We start from the raw sequence: 21,092 nt of genomic DNA on the forward strand, positions 1-21,092 counted from the left end.
ACCACGTTCTCCCTCAGCGGCCCCACCAGCGCCCGCTCAGCCCCGGGACCGCTGCCCCACTCCCCTGCCCGGAACCCGGTGCGCGACCGGAACCGGCACCCGTCCACCCCCCGAGTCGATAGGAACCCGTCCCCATGAGCAGCACCGTCACGAGAGCCGCCGGAGCGGGCCCACGCCGCCGCTCCCCGCGCGCCCTCCTCTCCCTCGCGGGAGCCGCCGCCCTCGGCGCCTCCCTCACCCTGGGAGGCGCACCGGCCCTGGCCGAGGAGGCCCCCGTCACCGTCACCCAGGGCTCCGCCACCTGGGGCGTCAAGCAGTCCTTCCGCAACTACGTGTCCGGCCCCATCGCCCACGGCGGCTACGAGGCGGTCGACGGCGCCAGCCGCAACACCGACGGCACCCTCGACTTCCCCACCGCCGAGGGCACGGTCTCCAAAGAGGACTCCTCCGGTGCGGTGAGCTTCTCCGGCGGGGTGGTCTTCAGCGGCCACGACTACGGCCAGGGCCCCGTCCTGGAGATCCGCGTGAACGACCCGCGCGTGGAGTTCGACGGACAGGGCGCGGCCACCGTCTACGCCGACGTGACCAGCCGCGAGTTCGCGGGCGCCAACCCGGCGCTCCCCCCGGGCGACCTCGTCGAGTACGGCGAGGTGGCGGTCGCGGAGCTGACCGGCGCCGAGATCGGTGTCGACGGTGACGTGATCACCTTCACCTCCGAGGCCGGGACCCTGCACGCCGACGCCGTGGAACCGTTCGCCAGCTTCTACTCGGCGGGCGAGACCATGGACCCGCTGTCCTTCACCACCGAGGCGGCCGGGGGCACCGACCCGACCGACCCCACCGACCCCGAGGTGCCCGCCCCCTCCCCCGAGGTGCGGGTCGACCAGACCACCGGGCTGGACCCCGAGGGCCAGACCGTCCGGGTCGACGGCACCGGGTTCCGGCCCGGGTCGGGCGTGTACGTGGCGCTCACCGGCATCGCCCGGTCGGACGCCTCGCACCCGCAGCACTGGTACGGCAGCGGTGTGTGGCTGCGTGAGGGATCCGCGCCCGACGCGGACGGCGCGTTCAGCACCGACCTCGACGTCGTCGGCGCCTTCGAGAAGGGCGGCACGGCCTACGACTGCCTGGAGAGCCAGTGCTACGTGGCGGTGTTCAACGACCGCCACGACCTGGACAACCGCGACCAGGACGTGTGGACCCCCGTCACCTTCACGGCCGCCGGGAACGGGGACGGAGACGACGGCGACGGCGAGGGCGGCGGCCAGACCCCGGAGGGCGACCTGACCGTGTACAACGGCCGCGCCGACTGGGGTGTGAAGGAGTCCTTCCGCACCTACATCGAGGGCAACATCGCCAAGGGCGCGATCCGCACCGAGGACGGCGCCACCCGCAACGAGGACGACACCTTCTCCTTCACCGACGGCACGGGCAGCGTGAACCTGGAGGAGGGGGTCGCGGAGATCGACTTCGCCGGGACCGTGCTCTTCGAGGGACACGTCTACGGCGACGCCGACCCCCTGCTGTACATGACCGTCTCCGACCCCCGGGTCGAGATCGACGGCGACACGGGCACCCTCTACGCCGACGTGGTCAGCAAGTCCCTCACCGACGAGGAGCTCGTCACCTACGACGACGTGGCCTTCGCGGACCTGGACCTGTCCGGCGTCGGACACGGTCTGGACGAGGGCGTGCTGTCCTGGGACCCGATCCCGGCCACCCTGACCGCCGACGGCGTCCCCGCCTTCGCGGACTTCTACGGCGCGGGCGAGCGGCTCGACCCGATCAGCCTCACCGTGAGCGTGGACGAGGACGTGCGGGTTCCCGGTGGCGGCACCGGCGGCGGCGACGGCGGGACCGCTCCGACCCCGGACCCCACGCCCGGTCCCGGTGAGGGCGGCGGCAAGCCCGGCCTGCCCAACACCGGTGCGGCCCTGACCGGCCTCCTGGTCGCGGCGGGGGTCGCGGTGGCCGCGGGCGGCACCGCCCTGGTCGCCACCCGCCGACGCGCGGGCGCCGTGGCCTGATCCCCGGGGCCCGCCCCCGGACGGCAGGAAGGGCCCCGGCTCACCCCTCGGGGTGGGTCAGGGCCCTTCCGCGTTCCGGCCACGAGGGGCCGTCACTTCATCATGTCCTCGTACGCCTTCTTGCAGTCGGGGCACACGGGGAACTTCTTCGGGTCCCGGTTGGGCACCCAGACCTTGCCGCACAGCGCGATCACCGGGTCGCCGGTCACCGCGCTCTGGGTGATCTTGTCCTTCTGCACGTAGTGGGCGAACCGTTCCCGGTCCCCGTCGTCGTGCGAGATGTCCGGCCTGGTCTCGCTGTCCGGAAGAACCTTGTTCAGGACATCCATCGACATCGTCCTCACACCTTTCAACGTCCGTCTACCACGGTATAGGGTGACGCGCCCCACTTCGAAGCCCTCGGCGAACCGCTCAGTTCATGGTGGGATCGTCAGGATAGGTGGACAACAGGGCCATCTCGCCGCCCTGGCGGCGCAGCACCCGCGACCACAGTGTCTCCGGGGAACCTCCGAAGAGGTCGTCGGCGAGGGTGTCCACCACGTACCAGGCGCCCTCCCCGATCTCCCCCGCCAGCTGCCCGGCACCCCATCCGGCGTACCCGGCGAACACCCGCAGGGAAACCAGTGCCGCGCCCAGGAACTCGGTGGGTGCCTCGAGGTCCACCAGCCCCACCCCGGCCAGTTCCGGGCCGGGACCGACCCCCTCCAAGGGGGCCCAGCCGGGCGGAGCCTCATCCGGGGGCACGGTGCCGAGGGCGATCCCGGAGTCGGTGCCGACCGGCCCGCCCGAGAACATCACCCGGGGCGCGCTCGCGTAGGCGCCCCAGTCCGTCACCACCTCGTCCACCGGCAGCTCCAGCGGACGGTTGAGGATGACCCCGAGGGTGCCGTCGTCGGCGTCGTCCACGACGAAGACCACCGATCGGCGGAAGGAGTCCTCCTGGAGGAGGGGGGCGGCCACCAGCAGGCGCCCGGTCAGTGTCGACTGGTCCATGCTCCACACCTACCCGGAAAACCGGCCCGGTGGTCGCCCCTCGCTGGGCCGACTCCCCGAATCGCTACTCGGACTGGCCGCGCTGGGCCACCTCGCGCACGGCGGTGGCCACGTGGGTGGACAGGTCCGCGTGGAACACGCTCGGGATGATGTAGTTCGGGCCCAGTTCGTCCTCGGTGACCACGTCGGCCAGGGCCTCGGCGGCGGCGACCATCATGTCGGAGGTGACGTGGTGGCTCTGGGCGTCCAGCAGGCCGCGGAAGAAGCCGGGGAAGACCAGGACGTTGTTGATCTGGTTCGGGTAGTCGCTGCGGCCGGTGGCCACCACGCCCGCGTGCAGGTGGGCGACCTCGGGGTCGACCTCGGGGTCGGGGTTGGCCAGCGCGAAGATGATCGAGTCCTCGTTCATCTCCGCGATGTCGTCACCGCCGAGCAGGTTCGGGGCGGAGACGCCGATGAAGACGTCGGCCCCGGCCACGGAACCCTTGAGGTCGCCGCTGTAGCCCTGGGGGTTGGTGTTCTCCGCGATCCAGCGCAGGTTGCTGTCCAGGTTGTCGCGGCCGGCGTGCACGGCGCCGTGGACGTCGCTGACGATGATGTCGCGCGCACCGGCGTGCATGAGCAGCTTGAGGATGGCGGTACCGGCCGCGCCCGCGCCGGACATGGCGATGCGGACCTCGGAGAGCTTCTTGTTGACCACGCGCAGGGCGTTGCGCAGGGCGGCGAGCACGACGATCGCGGTGCCGTGCTGGTCGTCGTGGAAGACGGGGATGTCGAGGAGCTCGCGCAGGCGGGCCTCGACCTCGAAGCAGCGGGGGGCGGAGATGTCCTCCAGGTTGATCCCGCCGAAGCCGGGGGCCAGCAGCTGGACGGTGCGGACGATCTCGTCGACGTCCTGGGTGTCCAGGGCGATGGGCCACGCGTCGATGTCCGCGAAGCGTTTGAACAGGGCGGCCTTGCCCTCCATGACGGGCATGGCGGCCTCGGGGCCGATGTTGCCCAGGCCCAGGACGGCCGAGCCGTCGGTGACCACGGCGACGCTGTTGCGCTTGATGGTCAGGCGGCGGGCGTCGTCCTTGTTGGCGGCGATGGCCTGGGAGACGCGGGCGACACCGGGGGTGTAGGCCATGGAGAGCTCGTCGCGGTTGCGCAGCGGGACCTTGGACTTCATCTCGATCTTGCCGCCGAGGTGCATGAGGAAGGTGCGGTCGCTGACCTTGTGGACCACGACCCCCTCGACCCCGCCGAGGGCGTCGACGATGGCCTGGGCGTGGTCGGTGTCGCGGGCGGCGCAGGTGACGTCGATACGGATGCGCTCGTGCCCAGCGGCCGCCACGTCCAGGGCGGTGATCATGCCGCCGACCTGCTCCACCGCGTTGGTGAGGCTGCCGACCGCGCTGCCTCCGGCGTCCAGTTCGAGGCGGACGGTGATGGAGTACGAAACGCTGGGAAGGGTGGCCACGTATTGCTCCTTGGCTTTTGCTGATGTCATGCGTCCGCGGGGCACACCGGCGGCCCCTCCCGTGGACGTACGGACCGACGTCGGGACTCCTCCACCGGGGGTCGGGCGTACGGCCTGCACTCCGTGGCCGGACCCGGTGGAGCCTCGTCGGCGCCTGCGCGCCGATCGGACCCGGGTCCGTGACGGTTGCGCGTCCCGCCGTGGAACACCCGGTCATCGGGCGTCCTGCGCGGGCCTCGGTTGCCGGGCGGGGGCGGTACTTGGGATCCCACAACCGAGTCGCCTCACCTTACCCGAGTCAAGCGGGTAACGTCAGCACAAGGTGACAATTAACGCCTTCGGAAAAAATCGCATTAATTCCGAGCATCTTCGGGGATCTCAGCCCCGCGCGCGGTCGGCGGCGGCGCGCACCACCACGTCCGCGCAGGCGTCGGTGGACAGCGCCGTGGAGTCGACCACCAGGTGGTAGAGGCCGGGGTCGGCCGGATCGGTGCGGTAGAAGCGGCGCACGTAGGCCGCGCGGGCGCGGTCGTTGTCGTCCAGGAGCCGGAGCGTGGGCGGATTCGGGTCCCAGGTGCGCCCGCCGAACTCCCCCGGGTCGCCCCTCTCCCACAGGCCGCGTGCCCTGCGCAGGCGGGCCGTCCGCTCCCCGTCCAGGCGCACGTGGAGCGCACCGGGGTGGTCGGCCAGCACCACGGCGGCGGCCCTCCCCAGGACCACGCCGCCGGTGCGGGCGACGTCGCGGATGACCCGTTCGGTCTGCTCGACGAACTCGTGGTCGTAGAGGAGGCGCCCCTCCTCGTTGGTGGTGCCGATGAAGCCGGTGTCCACGCTGCCGAGGGTGACCGTGGGCAGGCGCGCGGCGCTGGCGAGCAGCCGCTCGAACCCGCCGGGGGTCCGGTCGTCGCGTTGGAGCACCTCGTCCAGGGAGCAGCCGATCTCGGCCGCCACCGCACTCGGGACCGCGCGGTCGAGGAAGGGGACGTGGAGGCGGGCGGCGACCGCGGGGCCGACCACACTGCCGCCCGCGCCGAAGGTCGCGGAGATCGTGACCACGGGCGCCGTAGCGTCGTTGTTCACCATGGAACACCTGCCCGGTTCGCCGAACGGAACTTCTCCCCAGCTTCTACCCCGCGGCGGGGGCGCTATCCCCCCATCTTCAAATCGGTAAATACGCACCGATTTGCCGCTCCTGGTGACACACGGGGAGGAAATCCGCATAAAGAAACCGGCCCCGGGGGTCCCGGGGCCGGTCGCAACCGACCTAGAACAGGGCCGAGGTGAGCTTGCGGCGGGCCGCGTTCACCCGGGGGTCACCCGCGGGAAGCAGGTCGAACAGGGAGATCAGGTGCCCGCGCACCCGGTCGCGGTCGTCGTCCGAGGTCCGCCGGACCGTCTCGACGAGCCGGTCGAAGGCCGCCTCGTACTCGCCGCCGTACACGTCGATGTCCGCGACGGTGATCTGCGCGTCCACGTTCGCGGGGTCCTCGTCCGCCGTCCGGCGCACGGCGGGACCGTCCACGTCCTGGAGACGGCCGACCAGCCGGACCCGGGCGAGGTTGGCCCTGAGGTCGACGTTCTTCGGGTCGTCCTCCAGGGCCTTCTCGAAGACCGCCGCCGCGGCCTCGAAGTCCCCGCTCTCCAGAGCGGCCTGGGCCTGCGCTGCCACAGGGTCCTCCTGGGGGGCGGGCTCGGACTCCTCCGGGATCTCGGAGGGGTCGCCGTCCACCGTCCCGGGGTGGCCGGGGGGCAGCATGCCCTGCTGGGCGAGCGCGCCGAACACCTGGGTGAGGGCGTCGCGCAGCTGCTCCTCGTTGGCCGGACCCTGCATCAGGGGCATCACCTGCCCCTGGACCGCGATGATGATCGTGGGGGTCCCGGACACGCGCAGGGCCTGCACCAGCTGCGGGCTCGCGTCACTGTCGATCTTGGCCAGGAGCCAGTTCCCGCCGGAGCCCTGGGAGAGCTTGTCGAGGACCGCCTCGACCTGCTTGGACTGCTCGGACCAGCTCGCCAGAACCGCCATCACGACCGGGGCGGCCATCGACCGCTCCAGCACCTGCTGGAAGTTGGACTCGTCGGCGTTGACGGAATAGGGGTTGGTTCGACCGGCCGACACCTCGGCACGCTGCTTGGCCTCACGCTCCAAGGCCGCCTTGCGCGCCCCGAGGTCAACCGCACTGTTCGGTGAAAAGTCCGAAGGCTGCATGTTCCCTATCCTGCCGCATCCCGGAGCGGTTCGAGGACCGCCCCGGGATCTCCCACCACACCCCCAGGCCTTCGCCGCAAGGGGGTGCTCGTGTTCAGGCGCCCGGGCCGAAGCGAAGCGGAGGCCCAATTCAGAACCGAGGGTCCTCCGTGTAGGTACCGAACTCCTCGCCCATCGTGGCGCAGATCTCGCCGAGGGTGGCCTCGGCTCGGGCGGCGTCCATGATGAGCGGGATCAGGTTGCCGTCGTCGGCCCGGACACCCTCCAGGAGGCGGGCCAGGGCGCGGTCCACGGCGTCCCTGTCGCGGTGGGCGCGGCGGTCGGTGAGGGCGCGCTTCTGCTCGTGCTCGACCTCGTGGCTGATCTTGAGGATGTCGAGTTCGCCGGAGACGGTGTTGGTGTGGCAGTTCACGCCGACGATGCGCTTGTCGCCCTTCTCCAGCGCCTGCTGGTACTGGAAGGCGGACTCCGCGATCTCGGAGCTGAAGTAGCCGTTCCCGATTCCGGCGAGGATGCCGGAGGTCATCGGCCCGATGGCGTGTTCGGCGTCCTCTCCCCCGCCCATGCGGAGGATCTGTTCGAAGATCCGCTCGGCCTCGGCCTCGATCTCGTCGGTGAGGGCCTCCACGTACCAGGAGCCGCCGAGCGGGTCGGCGACGTTGACCACGCCGGTCTCCTCCATGAGGACCTGCTGGGTGCGCAGGGCGATCTCGGCGGACTGCTCGGTGGGGAGGGCCAGGGTCTCGTCGAGCGCGTTGGTGTGCAGCGAGTTGGTGCCGCCGAGCACGGCGGACAGCGCCTCGACGGCGGTGCGCACGACGTTGTTGTAGGGCTGCTGCGCGGTGAGGGAGACCCCGGCGGTCTGGGTGTGGAACCGCAGCCACTGGGCCTTCTCGGTCTTCGCGCCGTAGGTGTCGCGGATCCAGCGGGCCCAGATGCGGCGGGCGGCGCGGAACTTGGCGATCTCCTCGAAGAAGTCGATGTGGGCGTCGAAGAAGAAGGAGAGACCGGGCGCGAAGCGGTCGATGTCCAGCCCCCGGGACAGGCCGAGTTCCACGTAGCCGAACCCGTCGGCCAGGGTGTAGGCCAGCTCCTGCGCGGCCGTGGCCCCCGCCTCGCGGATGTGGTACCCGGAGACCGAGAGCGGCTTGAAGGCCGGGATGTGCTCCGCGCAGTACTCCATCAGGTCACCGATGAGGCGCAGGTGGGGCTCGGGCGGGTACAGCCACTCCTTCTGGGCGATGTACTCCTTGAAGATGTCGGTCTGGAGGGTCCCGTTGAGGCCGCCGACGTCGACGCCCTGGCGTTCGGCCGCGACCAGGTACATGCAGAAGGCCGGGATGGCCGGTCCGCTGATGGTCATGGACGTGGTGGTCTCACCGAGCGGGATGCCGTCGAAGAGCAGGTCCATGTCGGAGACCGAGTCGATGGCCACGCCGCAGTGCCCGACCTCTCCGAGGGCGTGGGGCGAGTCGGAGTCGTGGCCCATGAGGGTCGGCATGTCGAAGGCGACCGAGAGCCCGCCGCCGCCCTGGGCGAGGATCATCTTGTAGCGCTCGTTGGTCTGCCTGGCGTTGCCGAACCCGGCGAACTGGCGGATGGTCCAGGCACGCCCCCGGTAGCCGGTGGGGTAGAGGCCGCGGGTGTAGGGGTACTCGCCGGGCCAGCCGACGCGCTCGAACCCGGGGACCTCGGCGCCGGGCCGGGGCCCGTAGACGGGTGCGAGGGGGCGGCCGGACAGCGAGGTGAAGTCGGCGTCGCGCTTGCGTGCGGCGTCGTAGCGGCGCTGCCAGCGGTCGCGTCCGGCCTCGATCTCGTCGGACCCGCCGCCCGTGGGCTCTCCTGTGGTGTTCGCCATACGAAGATAGTAGGACGTCCAACTATATATGTACAGACACGGCGCCTCCGGCGCGCGAGCGCCGGTGACCGGCCCGGTCAGCGCTGCTCGGCGGCCTCGGCCACGGGGGCGGGGAAGTCACCGAAGTCCACCCTGAGCCGGGTGAGCGCCTCGTGCATGCCCCACAGCTCCTCACCGGAGTAGCAGCCGAGCCCGAAGTCCATTCCGAGGAGCGCCTGGGTGGCCTCCTCCGTGACCTCGCGCCCGGCCTCCGTGATCTCCGCCAGGACGCCGCGGCCGTCGCTCGGGTTGGGGAGGCGGAGCACCAGGCCCTGCCCCTCCAGCCGGTCGATGGTGTTCGTGACGCTGGTGGGATGCACCATCAGGCGCTCACCGATCTTGCCCAGCGGCAGTGAGCCGGAGGAGCTGAAGGTGAGCAGGACCAGCGCCTCGTACCGGGCGAAGGTCAGGCCGAACGGCTTGAGAGTGCCGTCCAGCTCACCGATGAGGATCTGCTGCGCGCGCATGAGGGAGGTGACCGCCGCCATGGCGGGCGAGGCACCCCATCTCTCACTCCAGTTGTCGTGAGCGCGTTCGATCGGGTCGAACGGAAGGTTCAAAGGGTTTCCCACGCCGTCACTCTAACCGTGCTCCCCGGCCCTCCGACCCCCGTGAAGAGGCGCACGGGGGGCCGGACCACCGCCCCGCCGCGACCCGGCACCTCTCACCCCGATCCCGCACCGCTGCACGATCGACGGGGAAGGGCAAGGGGTTCCCCTGGCCGGAAGGGGACAGGAGGGCCACGCGGCACTGGTCCGGTACCCCAACTCGGAAAAGCCGGTCCGGGGCGGTCCGGGCCCGCCCCCACTCCACGAAAGGCGAAGAAAGTCGGCGTACTCTCATTGACGCGCGGGAAACTATTAGTTAACTTTCCTAAAAATTGGTTTTCCCACTTCAGAGGCGCTATGGCTCGCTCGCCACCGTCCTTGGAATTCCCATCTCAGATCCCACGCACCCCGACTCCGCAAGGACTCCTTCCGCTGCCGGGAGCCCCCCACTCCCCTGCGGTCCCCCCACCCCTCCCCCATGAGGAGAGCCCCGTGAGAGCACGCCATCTGAGAACCCGGCTCGCCGCGTTGGCCGCGGCACTGCTGGTCGTCCCCCTCCTGTCCCCCGCCCCGGCGGCCGCCGCGCCGGGCGAGGTGTCCGTCACCTACGTCGAGACGTCCCGCTGGGACAGCGGCTACGGCGGACAGATCACGATCCGGAACGAGACCGCCAGCGACCTCACCGACTGGACGGTCAGCTTCGACACCCCCACCGGGGTCCGGATCACCAGCCTGTGGAACGCCGTCCACACCGCGAACGGCAACACGCACACCCTCACCCCGCCGTCCTGGGGCGCCACCGTCCCCGCGAACGGTTCGTACCAGATCGGCTTCAACGGCACTCACGGCGGCGCGGAGACCGCACCCGTCAACTGCACGGTGAACGGCGCCTCCTGCTCCGGCGGACCCGCCGAGCCCGACACGGAGGCGCCCTCCGCACCCGGCGGGCTGACCGTCGGAGAGGTCACCTCGAACACCGTCGCCCTGTCCTGGGACGCGGCCACGGACAACGTCGCCGTCGCGGGTTACGAGATCGTCTCCGACGGCCAGGTCGTGCGCTCGGTCGGCGCGGACGCCCTGACGGCCACGGTCGGCGGCCTGGCGCCCCTGACCCGGTACGGCTTCACGGTCCGGGCGTTCGACACCTCCAACAACCGCGGCGCGGAGAGCCCGGCGGTCACCGCCACCACACTGGAGGGGGGAGGCACCTCACCGACCGGTGAGCGCCGCGTCGCCTACTTCACCCAGTGGGGCATCTACGACCGCGGCTACCTGGTCCGCAACCTGGAGACCTCCGGCACGGCCGCGAACCTCACCCACATCAACTACTCGTTCGGCAACGTCAACGCCAACGGCGAGTGCTTCATGGCCAACCAGCTCGGCCAGGGCGACGCCTGGGCCGACTACGGCCGCTCCTTCCGCGCGGACGAGAGCGTGGACGGCGTCGCGGACACCTGGAACCAGGACCTGCGCGGGAACTTCAACCAGCTGCGCAAGCTCAAGGAGAGGCACCCCGACCTGAAGGTCCACATCTCGCTCGGCGGCTGGACCTGGTCCGAGCACTTCTCGGACGCGGCCCGGACCCCCGAGTCGCGCCAGCGGATGGTCAGCTCGTGCGTCGACCAGTTCCTGCGCGGCAACCTGCCCCTGTTCGACGGCGCGGGCGGTCCGGGCGCGGCGGCCGGGGTCTTCGACGGCATCGACCTCGACTGGGAGTGGCCCGGCAGCGCGGGCCACGAGCACAACGTGGTGCGCCCCGAGGACCGGGAGAACTTCACCGCCCTCGTCCAGGAGTTCCGCACCCAGCTGGACGCCCTGGGCGCCGAGACCGGTCGACCCTACGAGCTGACCGCCTTCCTGCCCGCCGACCCGGAGAAGGTCGAGGCGGGTTTCCAGATGGACCGGCTCATGCCCAACTTCGACTTCGTCACGGTGCAGGGGTACGACTTCCACGGCGCCTGGGAGAACACCACCGCCCACCAGTCCAACACGGTGTTCGACGCCGACGACCCGAGCCCGCGGCGGTTCTCCAGCGAGATCGCCGTCCAGGAGTACGTCAGCCGGGGCGTCGACCCCGCGGACATGGTCCTCGGACTGCCCTTCTACAGCCGCGGCTGGACCGGTGTCGCTCCCGGGCCGAACGGGGACGGTCTCTTCCAGAGCGCGACGGGCCCGGCCCGGGGTACCTATGAGCAGGGCATCGACGACTGGAAGGTGATCAAGGACCTGCCGGGCTTCACCCTGCACAGGGATGACGCCCTGGGTACGGCCTGGCTCTACGACGGCACCACCTTCTGGACCTACGACGACGAGATCGCGCTGACCCAGAAGACCGACTGGGCGCAGGCCCAGGGGCTGGGCGGGGTGATGATCTGGTCGATCGACGGTGACGACGCGAACGGCACCCTGATGGCAGCCGTGGACGCCGCGCTGGCCCAGTAGCCCCCCACTCCCGACACATCAGAAACAGGAGCCCCGACTGTCCCAGCCGGGGCTTCTACCCTTTCAGCGCACGACGTGTCAAGACTCTTCCGTGGCCACAAAGGGACAGTTCTCGACGCGACCCACTGGTCCGGCCCGCCAACTCGGCAGATTCGTCGAACCGACCGCTCGCCGACCAGGGAATCCGGTGCGGGTCGGCGAAAACTTCCCGGCGGGGCGTTGACGGGGACTGTAATTATTAGTTAAGTTTCCTAAAAATTTATCCCCCCACGTCAGGGACGCGGGCAGCCCCCAGATCCCTGACACCCTCCCCCCAGGAGAACTCGCGACGTGAGCTCACGACGACTCAGAAACCACCTCTCGGTGGCGGCCGCCGCCGCGCTGGTGGCGCCGCTCGCCCTCTTCGTCCCGCCCGTGGCCGCCGAGAACGCCGAGCCCTCCGACCTCCGGGTGACCTACGTCGAGTCGGCCCGGTGGAACACCGGCTACAGCGGCGAGATCACCGTCCACAACACCTCCGGGGCGGAGCTGACCGACTGGACGCTGGAGTTCGACCTCCCCGAGGGCAGCAGCGTCCACCAGTTGTGGAACGCCTCCCTCGCCGGCACCTCCCAGGACGGCTACACCGTGACCCCGCCGCGCTGGGGCGCCGCGATCCCCGCCGGCGGCAGCTACCAGTTCGGGTTCAACGGCGTCCACACCGGCGGCAACAGCCACCTCCTCGACTGCACCGTCAACGGCGCACCGTGCGCGGGAGAGCCCGACCAGGGGCCCCAGCACGGCAGCCGCAGCATCGCCTACTTCACCCAGTGGGGCGTCGAGGAGCGCGACTACACCGTCCGCGACCTCGTCGACTCGGGCAGCGCCGAGAAGCTCACGCACATCAACTACGCGTTCGGCAACGTGGGCCCCGACGGCGAGTGCTTCATGACCAACGAGCCCGAGCAGGGCGACGCCCGCGCCGACTACGGCCGCGCCGTCCCCGCCTCGGAGAGCGTCGACGGCGCCGCCGACGGCCCCGGCCAGCCCCTGCGCGGCAACTTCAACCAGATCCGCAAGCTGAAGGAGCAGTACCCCAACCTGATCGTCAACATCTCGTTGGGCGGCTGGAACTGGTCGGAGCACTTCTCCGACGCCGCGCTCACCCCCGAGTCCCGTGAGCGGCTGGTCAGCTCCTGCGTCGACCTGTACCTGAAGGGGAACCTGCCGGTCATCGACGGGGCCGGCGGCGAGGGCGTCGGCTACGGCGTCTTCGACGGCATCGACCTCGACTGGGAGTGGCCCGCCTCCGACGGCAACCCGCACAACGTGGTCCGCCCCGAGGACCGGGAGAACTTCACCGCCCTGGTCCAGGAGTTCCGCGACCAGCTGGACGAGCTCGGCGCGGAGACCGACCGCCACTACGAGATCAGCTCGTTCATGCCCGCCGGGCCGTGGCGCATCGACACCGGCTTCGAGCTGGACGAGATCATGCCCAACATGGACTTCGTGACCGTCCAGGGCTACGACTACCACGGCACCTGGGAGTCGGTCACCAACCACCAGTCGAACCTGGCGCCGGACCCGCGCGACCCGGGCGACGTCATCTCCACGCAGACCACCATCCAGGCCTACCTCGACCGCGGCGTGGACCCCGACAAGCTGGTCCTGGGCGTGCCCTTCTACGGGCAGGGCTGGACCGGCGTGGAACCGGGCCCGGAGGGCGACGGGCTCTTCCAGCCCGCGACCGGCCCCGCCCCCGGCACCTACGCCGACGGCAGCGAGGAGTACCGCAACCTCAAGGACCTCCCCGGGTACGAGCTGTTCCGTGACGACGACCTCGGCACGGCCTGGCTCTACGACGGCGAGACCTTCTGGACGTTCGACGACGAGACCGCCATGACCCAGAAGACCGACTGGGTGACGGAGAACGGCCTCGGCGGCGTCATGATCTGGTCCATCGACGGCGACGACGCCGACGGCAGCCTGATGGCCGCCATCGACTCGTCGCTCGGCGGGTAGGACCGAGGACCCCCGCCTCCGGCCCAGGCCGGTGGCGGGAACCAGCGGCGTCGGTGCTCTGATCCGGGGAGCACCGCCGCCAGGCCGGGGCGGACCGACGTGCGACGGTCCGCCCCGGCCGCCTCATCTCCGGGGCCCGGAGTCCCCCACCGGGGTCCACTCCGCCGTGACGGCGCCGAGCTCCTTCAGGAGCAGGTCTGCGGCGGCGTAGGGGTCGCGCTCACCGGTCGCGACCTCCCGGGCCAGCTCGTCCAGCCCGTGCTCCGAGCCCACACCGCCCATCCGGGCGCGCAGCAGGTCCAGCACGATGGCCTCCACCTCGTCACGGGCGCGCCGACGGCGCCGCGCCACGAGTTCCCCCGAGCCCTCCAGGTGCGCGTGGTGTTCCTCGACCCGCTCCCAGAGCTCGTCGATCCCCTCGTCCTTCGCCGCCACCGTCATGACGATCGGCGGCTTCCACTCGTCGTCCGAGCGGTCCTTCATGGCGATCATCTGGCGCAGCTCCCGCAGGGTCACCTTGGCGCCGTCGCGGTCCGCCTTGTTCACCGCGAACACGTCGGCCACCTCCAGGACCCCGGCCTTGGCGGCCTGGACCCCGTCGCCCATCCCGGGCGCGCTCAGCACCACGGTGGTGTCGGCCAGACCGGCGATCTCCACCTCGGCCTGGCCCACGCCGACCGTCTCCACGAGGATCACGTCGAACCCGGCCGCGTCCAGCACCCGCAGGGCGTGCGGGGTCGCCCAGGACAGCCCGCCCAGGTGTCCGCGGTTGGCCACCGACCTGATGTACACCCCCGGATCGGTGGCGTGCTCCTGCATCCGTACCCGGTCACCGAGCAGCGCGCCGCCGGTGAACGGCGAGGAGGGGTCCACCGCCAGGACCGCGACCGACAGGTCCCGGGCACGCAGCGCGCGCACCACGGCGTTGGTGGTGGTGGACTTCCCCACCCCGGGGGAGCCCGTGAACCCGACCACGCGGGCCCGGCCGGTGTGGGGCGCCAGCCCCGCCATGATCTCGCGCAGTTCGGCGGCACCGTTCTCGACCAGGGTGATCGCGCGGGCCAGCGCCCGGCGGTCACCCCCGCGAACCCGTTCGACCAACTGGGGGGCGTTCATGCGACTCCTCGACTTCGACCTGCGGACATGTGTCGGGGCGGAGGCCCGACGCCCCCGCCCCGTACGATCTCACTCCCGCCCGGCCCGCGCACGGACCGGGGCGGCGCTACTCCCCGGGCACCGTGAACAGCAGGGCGTCGCCCTGGCCACCGCCGCCGCACAGGGCGGCCGCGCCGAGCCCGCCGCCGCGACGGCGCAGCTCGTGGACCAGGTGGAGGGCGATGCGTGCTCCGGAGGCGCCGATCGGGTGACCGAGCGCGATGGCGCCGCCGTTGACGTTGACGATGTCCTCCGAGACGCCGAGGTCCTTGGTGGACTGGATGCCGACCGCCGCGAAGGCCTCGTTGATCTCGATGAGGTCCAGGTCCGCGACCTCCTTGCCCGCCTTGGTGAGCGCGTGCCTGATGGCGTTGGAGGGCTGGGAGTGCAGGGAGTTGTCCGGACCGGCGACGTTCCCGTGCGCGCCGATCTCGGCGAGGATCGGGGCGCCGAGCTCCTCGGCCTTCTCCCGGCTCATCACGACCACGGCGGCGGCGCCGTCGGAGATCTGCGAGGAGGACCCGGCGGTGATGGTGCCGTCGCTGTCGAAGGCGGGACGCAGCCTGCCCAGGCTCTCGGCGGTGGTGTCGGGGCGGACGCCCTCGTCGTGCGCGAACACGACCGGGTCGCCCTTGCGCTGCGGGATCTCCACGGGGACGATCTCCGCGTCGAACCGGCCCTGCTCGGCGGCGGCGGCCGCGCGCTGGTGGGACCGGGCCGCGAAGGCGTCCTGCTCGGGGCGCTCGATACCGAGCTTGCCGTTGTGGCGCTCGGTGGAGGCGCCCATCGAGTCGCCCTCGAAGGCGTCGGTGAGGCCGTCGTGCGCGGTCGCGTCCAGGACCTCGACGGAGCCGTACTTGTAGCCCTTGCGGGACTTGGGCAGCAGGTGGGGGGCGTTGGTCATGGACTCCATGCCGCCCGCGACCACGACGTCGAACTCGCCCGCGCGGATGAGCTGGTCGGCCAGGGCGATGGCGTCCAGACCGGAGAGGCAGACCTTGTTGATGGTCACCGACGGGACGTCCATGGGGATGCCCGCCTTGACGGCGGCCTGACGGGAGGGGATCTGACCGGCGCCCGCCTGGAGCACCTGTCCCATGACCACGTACCCGACCTGGTCACCACTGATCCCGGCGCGCTCCAGGGCGGCCTTGATCGCGAAGCCCCCCAGGTCGGCGGCGGAGAACCCGGCGAGGGAGCCGAGGAGACGGCCGGTCGGGGTGCGGGCCCCACCGACGATGACGGAACCGGGCATCTGACTGGCCTCCAAGTGATGAGTGTCGCAGTTGGTCTGCAACGATACCCACACAGGTCCCAGCGACGTTCGGGAGGTTCGCCAGTGAGTGACACACCCAGCCCCACCGGCCCATTCGGCGGTCTGACCCGGTTGGACCACGTGGGGATCGCCTGCCGCGACCTCGACGCGTCCGTCGAGTTCTACCGGACCACCTACGGCTTCGAGGTGGAGCACGAGGAGGTCAACGAGGAGCAGGGGGTCCGTGAGGCCATGCTCCGAATCAACGGCACGAACGACGGTGGCGCCACGTATCTGCAACTCCTGGAGCCGACGCGCGAGGACTCCCCCGTGGCGAAGTTCCTGGCCCGCAACGGCGAGGGCGTGCACCACATCGCGTTCGGCACCGCCGACGTCGCGGCGAGCGCGGCGGGGATCGGGGAGAGCGGGGTGCGCGTGCTGGACGCCGAGCCGCGTTCGGGCACGGCCGGTTCGCGGATCGTGTTCCTGCACCCGAAGGACTGCGGTGGCGTCCTCACCGAGTTGGTGCAGAGCGCCCACTAGCGCCATGCTGAGGGAACCGACCGACCGGTTCACGTCACGGGGACGTTCCGGACTCATCACAGCTTGAGCTCCCGTGGTGCGGTTGACCACCCACCCCGCCGGAAGTTACCCGAAACCCCCTTCCCAGGGGTGTCACGCTTGATAAAGTCGGCTAGCTGCCGGATTTGTATGTCCCTCCGGCGTTGGTCCATGTCTTGCAGTCCGGTCAGTGAGCCGGGGCGGTCGCATCCGGGTGTCCACCAGCACCCAGGCGTCCGTCGGAGGCGGTCAGGGTCATTTCGGGAACCCGTCCACCGGTCCGCCCGCGTCCCGGCCACCCCGGCGACAACCCGTCCCCCGGGGGCACAGCAGCCCTCCTGTCGTCCCCCGGCAGTTTGCAAGTAGCCGTCTCGCACCCGTTCAGGATTCCGCCACATGTCGTCAAACAACATTGACACCCAGCTCAACAACATCTTCGACGAGGACAACACCCCGCCAGAGTTCGACGTGGTGTTGCGTGGCTTTGACCGCACCCAGGTGCAGGACTACCTGGACGGGCTGCGCAACGAGGTCAAGCAGTCCAACAAGCAGCTCGAGAAGGCCAAGTCCGAGCTGAACGCGAAGAACCGCCAGCTCCAGGAGCGCGAGCGCCCCTCCTACTCCGGCCTGGGCTCGCGCATCGAGGAACTGCTCCGCCTCGCTGAGGAGCAGGCCAACGAGCTGGTGCAGAGCGCCCAGATCGACGCCAACGACATCCGCTCGGCCGCCCAGATCGAGGCCGCAGAGATGCGCGCCGCCGCCGAATCGGAGGCCACCGAGGTCCGCACGCTGGCCCAGCGCGAGGCCGACGAGCAGCGCCAGGCCGCCGAGACCGAGGCCGAGGAGATCAGCACCACCGCCCGCCGCGAGGCCGACGAGCTGGCCTCGACCACCGAGCGCGAGGTGCAGAAGAAGCGTTCGGCCGTCGACCACGAGATCGCGGAGAAGCGCGCCACCTTCGAGGGTGAGATCGCGAAGCTGCGCACCACCACCGAGCGCGAGTGCGCCCAGGCCCGTGCCGCCGCCAAGCGTGAGCGCGACGAGACGATCCAGTCGGCCAAGAGCCAGGCCGAGGAGCTGCGCAAGAACGCCGAGCGGGCCTACGCCGAGTCCGAGGCGCGCCGCACCGAGACCGAGGACCAGTTCGAGCTCCAGCTGGCCGACCGCCGCGCCGAGGCCGAGCGTCAGGACGCGGAGCGTCTGGCCGCCGCCCAGGCCGCCACGCAGAAGATGGTCAACGAGGCCGAGGAGCGCGCCTCCAGCGCCGAGCAGCGGGCCACCAAGGCCAGCCAGCAGGCCGAGCAGACCCGCCGCGACGCCGAGAACCACGCCAAGCAGCTGGTCAGCAACGCCAAGAAGAACGCCGGTCAGATCGAGACCGAGGCCAAGTCCAAGGCCGACCACCAGCTCAGCGACGCCAAGTCCGAGGCCAACCGGATCATGACGGCCGCCAAGAAGGAGGTCGACGAGCTCAACCGCCAGCGGGACAGCATCCAGTCGCACCTCCAGCAGCTGCGTCAGCTGCTCGGTGGCGGCGGCGCCCCCGCCGCTCCGGCCGCTCCCGCCCCCGCCGCGATCCAGCAGGAGGCCCCGGCCGCTCCGCCCGCCCCCGCCCCCGTGGCGGAGGAGCCGAAGCAGCCCGCCCACTCCGGCAAGGGCTCCGACGACGAGGACTGGTGGCAGGAGTAACGACCGGCCTCGGCTGAGTCGTCCTGACACGACGAAGGGCCCGGCCCCGGGGGTTCACCCCGGGCCGGGCCCTTCGCACGTCCGCATCACGCCTCAGTACCCAACACGCGTGTCCGACCACCGTCCAGAAGCGTGCTCTGCCGTCCCTCTCAGCCACAGACGTGACTCTCACCCGAACACCCAGGCCCGGGGGCTCAGCCACAGGAAAGCCGCTCACTCACCTCAGCCACAGGCGTGATTCCCGCCCGTACACCCCCGCCGCAGGGGGTTGCCCGTTCGAGCGCCGGAGAGGGTTCTGCAAGACGAGTCGAGCCGCTAGCGAGGAACGAGCGTCAGGCGTGGACGAGGATGAAGAATCCCTCTGCAAAGGCGCCGAACCCGGGCCGAAGCGAAGCGGAGGCCCAAAGGGGTACAGCCGAACCCCGGGCCGAAGCGAAGCGGAGGCCCAAAGTTATGCGGAATCCTTCTCCCACGGCCCGTCCCACTCGGTGGGCAGCGGGTACGCCTCCGGGTTGACCCGCTTCACGACCTCGTCGAGGACGCGGCGCACGTAGGGTTCGCCCACCCACAGGTGCTTGGCGCCGTCGACGCCGATGATCTCGGCCTGGGTGAGGGGCGCGAAGCGCTCACGGGCCTCGTCGGGCCTCAGGTAGTCGTCGTGTTCGGGGACCAGGGCCACCACCGGCTTGCCGGAGTCGGCCCACACCCGCATGTCGGACTCGTCGGCGCGGTGGAGCGGCGGGGAGAGCAGCAGCGCGCCCCGGACCTGCGGGTCGCAGCCCCATTTGAGGGCCAGTTCGGTGCCGAACGACCAGCCCAGCAGCCAGGGTTCGGGCAGGTCCTCGAACTCGGTGAACTCGATGGCGGCCATGACGTCGTGCTGCTCGGTCTCGCCCTCTCCGAACTCGCCCTGGCTGGTGCCGTGGCGCGAGGTGGTGCCGCGCGTGTTGAAGCGCAGCACGGCGACGTTGGCCAGCGCGGGCAGGCGGAAGGACGCCTTGCGCAGGACGTGGCTGTCCATCATGCCCTCGGCGGTGGGCAGCGGGTGCAGACAGACGAGGGTGGCGACGGGCCTGCGCCCCTCGGGCAGGGCCAGTTCTCCGACCAGCTCCAGTCCGTCGGCGGTGTGCAGGGTGATGGGCCGTCGGACGGCGGGCAGCACCGTGGTGGCGCGGATCTCCATGGGTCCTCTTCGTCAGGTCAGTGTCTGGGGGCCCTGGGCGAGCGGTGGGTGCGCCGGTCCCAGCAGGAGGTGTGCCAGTGCCGCCGGTCGCCGCCGTCGCCGTAGGGGCGCCAGGCGACGACGTGGGGCATTCCGGCGGGGATCTCCTGGGCGCAGCCGGGGCAGCGGTAGACCTTGGTCGCGGCGCCGCCGCTGATCCGGCGGGTGACCCACTCGCCGTCGGGTCCGGTCTCCCGGCGCTGTCCTCCGGTGACGCGCAGCATGAGGGCGTCCTCGTCCGGGGGGCCTCCGGGGGTGCTCTTGCCCCGGGCGGTCTTGCGGCGGGGGCTGTTACGGCGCGGGCTCACCCTCCAAGGGTAGGAGAGGACGAACAGTGGCCGCCGTCACATCTCGTGGTGTGACGGCGGCCGAAGTCCCTGAGGACACTAGTGGCAGGCGCAGCCGCCTCCGTGCGCGGCGCCCTCCTCGGCGTCGGGGAGCTGGTCCATGAGCAGCGGGGCGGGCACGGCGATGGTGGTGAGGCTGTACTCCGACATCGCCACGAGCGTGGTGATGACGGACTCCGCGCCGCGCTCCTCCAGGAGTTCGGTGGGACCCTTCGGGTAGCCGCAGCCGAACCGCATGGCGGTGTCGACGTCCTTGGCGGAGGCGTAGCCGTCACCGACCATCCGCATGGCGTCGTCGATCTGCGGCACGAGGAGCATCTCGCCCAGGTCGAGGGTCTCCTCCTCGCGGACCATCTCGGCGAGGCGGCCGGTGGGGCGGGGCTCGGGTGCCTCGTCACCGGAACCGTAGAAGCCCTGGCCGGTCTTGCGGCCCAGGCGGCCCGCGGCGACCATGCGGCGGATGAGCGGCGTGGCGGCGTAGCGGGGGTCACGGAACTCGTCCCAGAGGACGTCCATGACGGCGAGGCACACGTCCAGGCCGACGAGGTCGGCGAGGGCGAGCGGGCCCATCGGAAGGCCGGCGGCCTTCTTCGCGGACTCGTCGATCTCCTCGCGGGTGGCGATCCGGCGCTCGTAGAGACGGGCGGCGTCGTTGATGTAGGGCACCAGCAGGGCGTTGGCGACGAAGCCGCCGCGGTCGCCCACCGCGATCGGGGTCTTGCCGACGCGCTTGGCGACCTCGGTGACGATGTCGACGGTCTCGGCGCTGGTGGAGACGGTGGTGATGACCTCGGCCAGCTTCATGACCGGGGCCGGGTTGAAGAAGTGCAGGCCGACGACCTTCTCGGGGCGGTCGGTCAGCGCCGCGATCTCGGTGACCGACAGCGAGGAGGTGTTGGTCGCCAGGATCGTGCCGGGCGGGCAGATCCGGTCGAGGTCCCCGAACACGTCGCGCTTGATGTCCATGCGCTCGGGAACGGCTTCGACGACGAAGTCGGCGTCCGCGAGGTCCTCGCGGGACGTGCTGAACGTGAGGCGGGCGTCGATCTCCGAGCGCTCCTCCTCGGTGATCTTGCCCTTGCTCACCGCGCGCGAGAGGGACTTGTCCACGTGGCCACGGCCGCGGTCGAGGGCGGCCTGGTCGATCTCGACCCCGACGACGTTGAACCCGGCCCTGGCGAACACCTCAGCGATGCCCGCACCCATCGTGCCCAGTCCTACGACGCCGACCTTGTCAAATTCCTGCACCATGGGCCCCACCCTAGACCTCCCGGGGGTCCCGAC

Annotated in this window: 17 protein-coding genes; 5 read left to right on the forward strand and 12 right to left on the reverse strand. The window is 70.9% G+C overall.

Annotation, left to right across the window (positions count from 1 at the left end):
- Window positions 1-134: 134 nt before the first annotated feature.
- Complete coding sequence (locus AC0VYL_RS21990) at window positions 135-2,027, forward strand: HtaA domain-containing protein (protein ID WP_475481372.1); 1,893 nt, start codon at window positions 135-137, stop codon at window positions 2,025-2,027.
- A 92-nt stretch (window positions 2,028-2,119) separates the two neighbouring features.
- On the opposite strand, the gene AC0VYL_RS21995 is transcribed toward AC0VYL_RS21990, so the two are convergent.
- The 7 genes from AC0VYL_RS21995 to AC0VYL_RS22025 all read right to left on the reverse strand — a co-directional run bounded on the left by AC0VYL_RS21995 (window position 2,120) and on the right by AC0VYL_RS22025 (window position 9,148).
- Window positions 2,120-2,362, reverse strand: coding sequence for a DUF3039 domain-containing protein (locus tag AC0VYL_RS21995; protein ID WP_357758318.1), 243 nt, complete (start codon window positions 2,360-2,362; stop codon window positions 2,120-2,122).
- Between the two features lie 76 nt (window positions 2,363-2,438).
- Window positions 2,439-3,020 carry a YqgE/AlgH family protein gene (locus AC0VYL_RS22000; protein WP_475455535.1) on the reverse strand — a complete coding sequence of 194 codons (582 nt, stop codon included), beginning with the start codon at window positions 3,018-3,020 and terminating at the stop codon, window positions 2,439-2,441.
- Between the two features lie 64 nt (window positions 3,021-3,084).
- Complete coding sequence (locus AC0VYL_RS22005; protein ID WP_475455537.1) at window positions 3,085-4,482, reverse strand: NAD-dependent malic enzyme; 1,398 nt, start codon at window positions 4,480-4,482, stop codon at window positions 3,085-3,087.
- Between the two features lie 378 nt (window positions 4,483-4,860).
- Window positions 4,861-5,565: a cytidylate kinase-like family protein gene (locus tag AC0VYL_RS22010; RefSeq protein ID WP_475455539.1), complete on the reverse strand. Its 705-nt coding sequence runs from the start codon at window positions 5,563-5,565 to the stop codon at window positions 4,861-4,863.
- 181 nt (window positions 5,566-5,746) lie between these two features.
- A complete protein-coding gene (locus tag AC0VYL_RS22015; protein WP_475455541.1) occupies window positions 5,747-6,691 on the reverse strand; it encodes a tetratricopeptide repeat protein in 945 nt (314 codons plus the stop codon).
- A 130-nt stretch (window positions 6,692-6,821) separates the two neighbouring features.
- Entirely contained in the window at window positions 6,822-8,549 is a 1,728-nt protein-coding gene (locus tag AC0VYL_RS22020) for an acyl-CoA mutase large subunit family protein (RefSeq protein ID WP_475481373.1), read from the reverse strand.
- A gap of 77 nt (window positions 8,550-8,626) precedes the next feature.
- A complete protein-coding gene (locus AC0VYL_RS22025; RefSeq protein WP_475463182.1) occupies window positions 8,627-9,148 on the reverse strand; it encodes a MarR family winged helix-turn-helix transcriptional regulator in 522 nt (173 codons plus the stop codon).
- A 480-nt stretch (window positions 9,149-9,628) separates the two neighbouring features.
- Here AC0VYL_RS22025 and AC0VYL_RS22030 point away from each other — a divergent pair, with 480 nt between their 5' ends.
- Both AC0VYL_RS22030 and AC0VYL_RS22035 read left to right on the forward strand, forming a co-directional pair.
- Window positions 9,629-11,578 (forward strand): glycosyl hydrolase family 18 protein, encoded by a 1,950-nt coding sequence (locus AC0VYL_RS22030; RefSeq protein ID WP_475481374.1) that lies wholly within the window; start codon window positions 9,629-9,631, stop codon window positions 11,576-11,578.
- 330 nt (window positions 11,579-11,908) lie between these two features.
- Complete coding sequence (locus tag AC0VYL_RS22035) at window positions 11,909-13,579, forward strand: glycosyl hydrolase family 18 protein (RefSeq protein WP_475481375.1); 1,671 nt, start codon at window positions 11,909-11,911, stop codon at window positions 13,577-13,579.
- A 123-nt stretch (window positions 13,580-13,702) separates the two neighbouring features.
- On the opposite strand, the gene meaB is transcribed toward AC0VYL_RS22035, so the two are convergent.
- Window positions 13,703-14,695, reverse strand: a complete 993-nt coding sequence (gene meaB, locus AC0VYL_RS22040) for a methylmalonyl Co-A mutase-associated GTPase MeaB (RefSeq protein ID WP_475481376.1) — start codon at window positions 14,693-14,695, stop codon at window positions 13,703-13,705.
- Between the two features lie 106 nt (window positions 14,696-14,801).
- On the reverse strand, window positions 14,802-15,989 hold the full coding sequence (locus AC0VYL_RS22045; protein ID WP_475481377.1) for an acetyl-CoA C-acetyltransferase: 1,188 nt from the start codon (window positions 15,987-15,989) through the stop codon (window positions 14,802-14,804).
- Window positions 15,990-16,073: 84 nt separating this feature from the next.
- Here AC0VYL_RS22045 and mce point away from each other — a divergent pair, with 84 nt between their 5' ends.
- On the forward strand, window positions 16,074-16,532 hold the full coding sequence (gene mce, locus AC0VYL_RS22050; RefSeq protein WP_475481378.1) for a methylmalonyl-CoA epimerase: 459 nt from the start codon (window positions 16,074-16,076) through the stop codon (window positions 16,530-16,532).
- 414 nt (window positions 16,533-16,946) lie between these two features.
- Window positions 16,947-18,239 carry a DivIVA domain-containing protein gene (locus AC0VYL_RS22055; RefSeq protein ID WP_475481379.1) on the forward strand — a complete coding sequence of 431 codons (1,293 nt, stop codon included), beginning with the start codon at window positions 16,947-16,949 and terminating at the stop codon, window positions 18,237-18,239.
- A 451-nt stretch (window positions 18,240-18,690) separates the two neighbouring features.
- Here AC0VYL_RS22055 and AC0VYL_RS22060 read toward each other — a convergent pair whose 3' ends face one another.
- The 3 genes from AC0VYL_RS22060 to AC0VYL_RS22070 all read right to left on the reverse strand — a co-directional run bounded on the left by AC0VYL_RS22060 (window position 18,691) and on the right by AC0VYL_RS22070 (window position 21,059).
- Complete coding sequence (locus tag AC0VYL_RS22060; RefSeq protein WP_475455557.1) at window positions 18,691-19,422, reverse strand: alpha/beta hydrolase; 732 nt, start codon at window positions 19,420-19,422, stop codon at window positions 18,691-18,693.
- Window positions 19,423-19,439: 17 nt separating this feature from the next.
- On the reverse strand, window positions 19,440-19,769 hold the full coding sequence (locus AC0VYL_RS22065) for an ATP/GTP-binding protein (RefSeq protein ID WP_475455559.1): 330 nt from the start codon (window positions 19,767-19,769) through the stop codon (window positions 19,440-19,442).
- Between the two features lie 78 nt (window positions 19,770-19,847).
- A complete protein-coding gene (locus tag AC0VYL_RS22070; protein ID WP_475455561.1) occupies window positions 19,848-21,059 on the reverse strand; it encodes a 3-hydroxyacyl-CoA dehydrogenase in 1,212 nt (403 codons plus the stop codon).
- Between the last annotated feature and the right edge of the window lie 33 nt (window positions 21,060-21,092).

It is taken from the genome of Nocardiopsis sp. iso_238 (assembly GCF_056173325.1).

Coding starts and splice junctions, on each gene's coding strand:
- AC0VYL_RS21990 (WP_475481372.1), top strand. CDS start 135: ATGAGCAGCACCGTCACGAGAGCCGCCGGAGCGGGCCCACGCCGCCGC.
- AC0VYL_RS21995 (WP_357758318.1), bottom strand. CDS start 2,362: ATGTCGATGGATGTCCTGAACAAGGTTCTTCCGGACAGCGAGACCAGG.
- AC0VYL_RS22000 (WP_475455535.1), bottom strand. CDS start 3,020: ATGGACCAGTCGACACTGACCGGGCGCCTGCTGGTGGCCGCCCCCCTC.
- AC0VYL_RS22010 (WP_475455539.1), bottom strand. CDS start 5,565: ATGGTGAACAACGACGCTACGGCGCCCGTGGTCACGATCTCCGCGACC.
- AC0VYL_RS22015 (WP_475455541.1), bottom strand. CDS start 6,691: ATGCAGCCTTCGGACTTTTCACCGAACAGTGCGGTTGACCTCGGGGCG.
- AC0VYL_RS22020 (WP_475481373.1), bottom strand. CDS start 8,549: ATGGCGAACACCACAGGAGAGCCCACGGGCGGCGGGTCCGACGAGATC.
- meaB (WP_475481376.1), bottom strand. CDS start 14,695: ATGAACGCCCCCCAGTTGGTCGAACGGGTTCGCGGGGGTGACCGCCGG.
- AC0VYL_RS22045 (WP_475481377.1), bottom strand. CDS start 15,989: ATGCCCGGTTCCGTCATCGTCGGTGGGGCCCGCACCCCGACCGGCCGT.
- AC0VYL_RS22055 (WP_475481379.1), top strand. CDS start 16,947: ATGTCGTCAAACAACATTGACACCCAGCTCAACAACATCTTCGACGAG.
- AC0VYL_RS22060 (WP_475455557.1), bottom strand. CDS start 19,422: ATGGAGATCCGCGCCACCACGGTGCTGCCCGCCGTCCGACGGCCCATC.
- AC0VYL_RS22070 (WP_475455561.1), bottom strand. CDS start 21,059: ATGGTGCAGGAATTTGACAAGGTCGGCGTCGTAGGACTGGGCACGATG.